The organism is Clostridium sp. (genome assembly GCF_051278035.1).
In the GTDB taxonomy this organism is placed as follows: domain Bacteria; phylum Bacillota; class Clostridia; order Clostridiales; family Clostridiaceae; genus Clostridium_AD.
The window spans coordinates 20,764-27,519 of record NZ_JBNMNU010000042.1 but is presented as its reverse complement, the minus strand read 5'-3'; the positions used below and the strand labels follow the sequence as shown (position 1 = coordinate 27,519).

General features: G+C 30.2%; 9 protein-coding genes. All 9 read right to left on the bottom strand.

What is annotated here, in order from left to right; genetic code table 11:
• Nucleotides 1–518, bottom strand: a 518-nt coding sequence (locus ACJAX4_RS08470; RefSeq protein WP_435789024.1) for an FtsK/SpoIIIE domain-containing protein, incomplete at its 3' end; no start/stop codon positions are given.
• Between the two features lie 112 nt (nucleotides 519–630).
• Nucleotides 631–828 carry a SpoIIIAC/SpoIIIAD family protein gene (locus ACJAX4_RS08465; RefSeq protein WP_435789023.1) on the bottom strand — a complete coding sequence of 66 codons (198 nt, stop codon included), beginning with the start codon at nucleotides 826–828 and terminating at the stop codon, nucleotides 631–633.
• 120 nt (nucleotides 829–948) lie between these two features.
• Nucleotides 949–1,104, bottom strand: coding sequence for a hypothetical protein (locus ACJAX4_RS08460; protein WP_435789022.1), 156 nt, complete (start codon nucleotides 1,102–1,104; stop codon nucleotides 949–951).
• 132 nt (nucleotides 1,105–1,236) lie between these two features.
• On the bottom strand, nucleotides 1,237–1,437 hold the full coding sequence (locus ACJAX4_RS08455; RefSeq protein ID WP_435789021.1) for a helix-turn-helix transcriptional regulator: 201 nt from the start codon (nucleotides 1,435–1,437) through the stop codon (nucleotides 1,237–1,239).
• A 404-nt stretch (nucleotides 1,438–1,841) separates the two neighbouring features.
• Nucleotides 1,842–2,519 carry a hypothetical protein gene (locus ACJAX4_RS08450; RefSeq protein WP_435789020.1) on the bottom strand — a complete coding sequence of 226 codons (678 nt, stop codon included), beginning with the start codon at nucleotides 2,517–2,519 and terminating at the stop codon, nucleotides 1,842–1,844.
• Nucleotides 2,520–2,529: 10 nt separating this feature from the next.
• The gene (locus tag ACJAX4_RS08445; RefSeq protein WP_435789019.1) at nucleotides 2,530–3,639 is read right to left on the bottom strand and encodes a ParA family protein; all 1,110 of its coding nucleotides are present in this window, start codon (nucleotides 3,637–3,639) and stop codon (nucleotides 2,530–2,532) included.
• 529 nt (nucleotides 3,640–4,168) lie between these two features.
• Nucleotides 4,169–4,828 carry a DUF4352 domain-containing protein gene (locus ACJAX4_RS08440; protein WP_435789018.1) on the bottom strand — a complete coding sequence of 220 codons (660 nt, stop codon included), beginning with the start codon at nucleotides 4,826–4,828 and terminating at the stop codon, nucleotides 4,169–4,171.
• Nucleotides 4,829–4,853: 25 nt separating this feature from the next.
• Nucleotides 4,854–5,207, bottom strand: coding sequence for a DUF4064 domain-containing protein (locus ACJAX4_RS08435; RefSeq protein WP_435789017.1), 354 nt, complete (start codon nucleotides 5,205–5,207; stop codon nucleotides 4,854–4,856).
• Nucleotides 5,208–5,725: 518 nt separating this feature from the next.
• A complete protein-coding gene (locus ACJAX4_RS08430; RefSeq protein WP_435789016.1) occupies nucleotides 5,726–6,364 on the bottom strand; it encodes a hypothetical protein in 639 nt (212 codons plus the stop codon).
• Between the last annotated feature and the right edge of the window lie 392 nt (nucleotides 6,365–6,756).

The following is a 6,756-nucleotide window of genomic DNA, read 5'->3' as shown; positions in this document are numbered from 1 at the left end:
TAAACATTTGAATTATAAATTAAATTAGTTAGCACCGCTAATAACAATCTGCTTTTACCTGTGCCAGTGTCCCCCCCTATTAGCACATGCGGAAATTTATTTAAATCTACAATCACGCTTTTTGAGTAAGTATACCCCACGTAAATCTCGTGGGGATTTAATTTCTTAGGTTCGTATTTAATATTTTCTATGGGTTTTGTAATAAACATAATTTCTATCATGCTCTTATTATCTAGCCTCCTGAACTCTATATCCATTGACCCTGTGTTGGTTAATAATATGTCCCTTAGCTTTTCTACATCTTCTAGTCCCAAGCCATAAGGAACGCCAATTTTAAGCCTGTGCCCATATGCTAAATCAGTAATTTTTCTTACCCTTAAACTCTGATGTCTGTTATTAAATAATCCGGCTTTTTCTACTATTTCTCTAAAGTTATTTTTTATTTTTTTATCCTCAAAGTTGTATAGTTTTGATATACCATATAGGCATCCTGTGACCGTTGCGAGTTCCCAATACATAATATAGCCCCCTACATTAACCCACTAGCTACAACTAGCGACATAGCCAGCATAACCGTATATATAAATATTTTATAAGTAATAGAATGTAATTTTTTCATATTTAAACCTCCTATAATTGAAATAAAACTCTTATATTATTGAACAAATTAGACATTAATCCAGCAACAACTCCAACTATCATAATAACTGCTGCAAAATTAATTATGGTTGCTATGTCCTGTTTTTTAGCTCCTACTAGTATCTGCTCTATAACTACTACTATTAGTCCCATAGCCCCTAATTTAAAAAGTAAAGTTGTATTTAACATTACATATACCTCCGTTTAATATAAATTTTAACTGAAATTAAAACTACCACGCATATTAGCGCGAATTTTACAAAACCATCAATATCTTTTGGTAACAGCTCTAACAGTTTTAAATCAAAATTACTGGGACTTGGCATTACACCCTCCCTCTAAGTATTTTATATAAATCTCAATAGCTCTTTTAACAAAGTCGGACTTTTCCTCTTCTGCCATTACTTTTGAATATAATTTCATATCTTTTGAAGTTTGCTTAAAACTTATGTCTAACTTAGGCATTTTGTACCTCCTGTTTATTGCTCTTTTCCTTACTACCTAATAACATTATATGTAATGATTCACGAAAAGTTGCTTGTCCATAGTAAATTTTACTTATATTTTAAGTTTTTTAGAAAAAAAATAAATGGCACCTCATTCAAGGTACCAAATATCATTAACTTTCTTATTCAATTTATTAGAAACATCAATTCCTCTTTCTAGTGTTGGAGTGCTTATACCTCTTTCCCAATTAGATACTGTCTTTAAATCATAACCTATCATTTTCGAAAACTCAGTTTGATTTAACATATATTCTCTCATCCTAATTTCCTTAAGTCTATTCTTCACACCCAAATATATCACCCTCTTTAGTTTATCTTAAGAGGTATATTCTACATATGTTAAATAATTCCTTTATTAAAATAAATTCGGTGAATACAATTTTAATATTTGTCTATAATTTAAATATCCTTTTATTTTGTTTTGATAACTAATGGAAATGATACTGCACTGGGTTCCCCCTACGTGCAGTATTGTTTTTGTTGTTTTTATCTATAAACTATAAGGTGCAAACGATTCATCCGCATATTTCTCTAAATCACCCATTTAATACCTCAAAAGTATAAAATCTACTATAACCTTAAATTTATTCAACATCATTCTCTCCTCACATTAACATCAAATAAATATTATCTCAATACAAATGATTTTAATCCTAGCTATCACTATTAATAAAAACAATTGCTAAGCTTTTTAATTTATTTTTTTTGAAAATCATCAAAACAATAAAATATGGAATCTGCAAGTCTCGTACCTGTTGATACTAACTTTGCTAGAACTCTTAATTGCTCTTTACAAGGAATGCTATCAGTTGTATGAGGATAATTAATTGAATGATCAATTTCCGCCCATATTTCTTCAAATAATGTTCTTACTTGTATTTCACATGTAAGAGGACTACCTTTCTGAGGCTTTACTAAATAATGAATACTTGTATAATAGCTTTCCTTTTGTTCACATTTAATATCTAACGCCTTAAAAAAACCTATAGATTCTGGATCCCAAGTATATGCCTTGGGTTCCTCTGCAAGAATCCAATCTTTTGAATTTACTTTTTCTATAATTTTTTGATGTATTAGCGGAAATTGATTTTGATATAAATGAAGAACGCGAACCCCAGCCAAATCTGTTACTCTTTCAAAAATATTTTTTTCTGTAATAGGATTTTCCTCATCCCATTTCCGTGAAATTTTATCTTTTAAATGATTAGGATCTTTCAATCTATATTTAACTGAATGTACGATAGGAAAACCTTCCGTATTAAGTTCAGGATGCAATTGAAAAAAGTCCTTTATACCATTTAAAAACATTTGAAACTCAAAGTTTTTTACCTTATAAGCTTCAATAGCTGAATTAATTAACTCTTCCTTTTCCATTGTACACCTCTTATAAATCTAAAGTTTTTATTCTGTCTAAAAGTGAATTTGCAAAATCTTGATACTTTATTTTTAAAGCTCTATAGTATGGAGAATTCCCGTGAATAGTTGGAGCATCTTCACTTTCTAAAGTAGTAAGATCCGGTACTTTCCAAATTGGATTTTTATATTTTTGAGCCATATTGGGAAAAGTATTATGTGTGTGCATTACCGACATTCCTCCAATAGGATTATGAATCATTTCATTAGTTAAATGGTTCCTCACTTCAAATTTTATGAATTTTTCTATGAACTCTGGAATTTTTATAACATAATTATAGTGAGCTTGTGCCAAGTTGAAATGTTCAGGATCTGGGTTTTTATATCTTTTTGCATTATAAATTGTAAATCCTAAAAATCTAACAAAATTTTCAGGGAAATTTTTTCTCTTTTCAGTAGATATTAATCCATATATTGCATCAAATTCCTTCTTCCAAATACTAAGATAATCTCCTATATTCCTAACTCCATACAAAGAAAACATATCTGGTAGACATGGAATGAAAAATCCATCTACAGTTGAAATTATTATTTTATTTAATATGCCTAAACTAGGTGAGGTATCTATAATTACAAAATCGCATTTAAGCTCTTTTCCATATTCTTCAGCTAAATTTCTTATTTTTGTTACAGTCCTAATTGATAACGGTACTCCGCTATATAATCCATTCCACCTTTCTGCTATGCTATTCTCATATTTATGCATACTGAGGCGACCAGGAATCAAAAATAGATTTGGATCTATTTTAATAGGTGGTGGTAATTCTTTCAAATCACCAGTCCCATCTTCCGTGGGTTTTAATAAATAATGAATAGATCTTGGTTGATTATTTAATTTATTAAACTCTTGCTCACCAATATTCACCTTTGAACTCTCAAAGTCATCTATAAAAGGATCTTCTTTTTCCCAAATATTAAGTAATTCTTCGTCAGAAACCCCGCATATTGTTAAATTACATTGAGGATCTAAATCTATCATTAAAACTTTAAAGCCCATTTCAGAAAGACTATGCGATAGATGATATGTTAAAGTTGTTTTACCCACACCACCTTTATTGTTAAATACAGAAATGATTTTCAATATTATCTCCCTCTTCCTAGTTTCCTCACTATAAGTGTAGAAACAGATATATTTCATACCACATTGCAACCCCACAGTTCATCCAAATCGAACTGTACTATGATTTCCGAACGTATTTAGATTCTGCGTTCTATTAGTTATATAAACAAACTGTATTTTTATTAAAAATTAATTGTCCAGTCACCAACCTAGAATAATTACCATTATACTCTTTATTAACATATATTTGTAAAAATAAAATAATTCTTTTTGTATTTTGAACGATATTTTAAATATATTTTTTATATAAGTTTCTTATTGTCATTCCATCCCTACTTTAATTCATATATACGCCACTTTACCCCTTCTCCGTGTGAGTTTCTTTTATTTTCATTACCTTTTAAAAAATTTCATAAAAAAGAAGAAGGTACTATTTACCCTCTTCATAAGCTTAGTTGACTATTAATATCAATCTATTTCTTTATTGTTATCGTAATTTTTTTACCCAATCTCCATTTATGAAGTAATGCTATGTAACATGTTTTAAAACTTAGTTTAATTTTATATTAACTCCTTCAGTCTTGAACATATTCCCTGTATAAATTAAAGTTAAAGCATTATCATCTTTAGGTTGTTCATATACTAAAGTTCCAGTAACACTACCACCTACAGCTAGACTTCCTGAATCTAATGCAGTATCATTATTCACCATTGAAAAAGTTCCATTAGTTATCTGTCCTTTACTGTTTTGCATTTTATAATCATAGCGATTGTAAGATATAATGTCTGTTCCAGTATTTTTAATAATTACTGTAACCATAACAAATTCCATTCCTTTTTTAGGTCGGTCATAATCTGAACCTTGTGATTTCTTTAGATTAGAAATCACTAATGTTGCTCCATCAGAAGCCGTAACAGCTTCTCCTAATGCATATGCTTCTTTCATAACTGGTTCTGCAACAACTGGCTCTACTGCTACCGGTTCTTCCAATGCAGACTCCGTTACTGTTGTTGGTGTAGTATTTGATATTTTTGGAGTTGAAGATGTATTTTTTGGAGTCATCATTATTCCAATTATAAATAACGCCAAACTTCCTCCAAATACCATTAATACTTTCTTAGGACTTTTCTTCCTAATTAAATTAACTATTAACCAAACTAACGAAACTATTCCACCTGCAAATCCTAATAAACCTATAAACGCGTTCATAATAATAAATCCTCCTGCCATTCTATTATTTGTTAACAGCTACCTCTATTGTAGACCTATCTTTTCTTATTAATGACATAAGTCCTCCTATTAGCAAAAGTAGACCTGGTAATATATAAAAGAAAGATACGCATATAGTGCCACCAATAGCTGATATTAACATAAACCAGCCACCTAATTTAGCTTTACCACTTACCAAGCAAGCACCAACAATTCCCAATACCGATAAAATTATTGCCCATGTACCTAATGCTCCAAGTCCACCTGAACCTGAACCAACAGCTGTACCAATACCTCCCATCATTAACGCCATAATTCCACTAATAATACCAAAAATACCTCCAATTAACCCCAATACAAATTCTGCTGTTCTTTTCATTAGTAATCCCCCTTTATATTTTTTATTAACCCATTTTATCCCACTAAGAATATCATGCTTTAATCTAATTAATGAAGCATATTAGGCATTAATAAAATTAACATTGAACTAAAATATAACTTCTAGTATAGAATACTATTCTTTATATTACATGTCTAGCTTTATCTACCTTTTTTGTATTATTATATATATATATATATTCAAAACATCTCTATAGCATGCATTTCATTCATGGTTGAAGGTTTGATTCTTCAAGATAACAATCAAATTTAAAAACACATGTAGAAAACGCCATAACGTTAAATAGGCATGATTGCCCTCCCATTGCTTAGTTAAACTTAATAACATTCTAACTTTCCATTATTCGTGTAGTATGCCCTTAAACATTTACCATTTATAGACTCAACCTTGATTCATAAATCGTAGCCAGTTTCTAGAAATTTGTCATGCCTATTATGTTCCATTTCCATTCATTACTCTGTAGCTCCATTTACTTTCTTAGATAACAGCTGGTGTATCTATTCACTTACTACTATATGAAAAGTGTATGCACTATCACAATTATATCCACCAGGAATAATAACTAAATTCTCACCACCAACTGCTAACATTCTTATGGTGTTACTGCTATTACCACCTAATACAGTTCCTCCATTCATGAACATAATCCTTTCTGCAGAACCATTTAATAAAGTTCCTTTTAATTTAAGACTTTGACCTACTTTAAATTGTAGGGTTGATCCATCTTCATAATTACATGCTGAAATATATTCCCCATCAATGGTATATCTTATTGTTACAACACTAGCTTTTTTCTTATCTGCAATTCTTTTCTCTTCTATTCTTATTGCGGCTATCCTATCATTCTCTACTCTTAAAAGTCTTGCTTTTTCATCTGCTATAATTTTATAAGCTATTCCTTTATCCTCAATAACTTTGTCTGCTATTCTTTTATCCTCTATTAGCTTATCGGATATAATTTTATCCGCAATTTTCTTATCCTCTACCCTTTTAGTCTCAACCACAATTGCTTTTTCTTTAATAACTTGGTTAGCTCTCATTTTAGGAAGTATTACTCCCGCAATAAAAATTACTATAATACCAAAAACTAAAAAACCACCGAGACAAATATTTATTAATCGTGACTTTTTCTCCATCACAGCCCCCCCTTTCTATATATGTACGCAAGCTTTAGTCCTCCACTTTTAGATATATGTTAGATAACATTATTTAGTGCTTATATTAGGTTTTCACTAAAAAAGAAGGTGTATGCTTACCCTCTTCTAATTTATATATTTTGTTTTATTTTTCAAATACTCCAATTCTAATATATCCCTTTCGAGCTTTACATTATCTCTTTTTAATTCTCTTTTCACCTCGATATAAAACGGTTGAGCTTCATCTCCGCCACCCCATTTTTTCATAATTGCGTTATGTTCAACATATTCTGGATCTTCTGAATCCCTGTAACTAACTCCATAGCTGCCTTATGACCTATTATATCTGATTCTAATTTATATATTTCTGTGTTTAAAACATCTATTCTTTT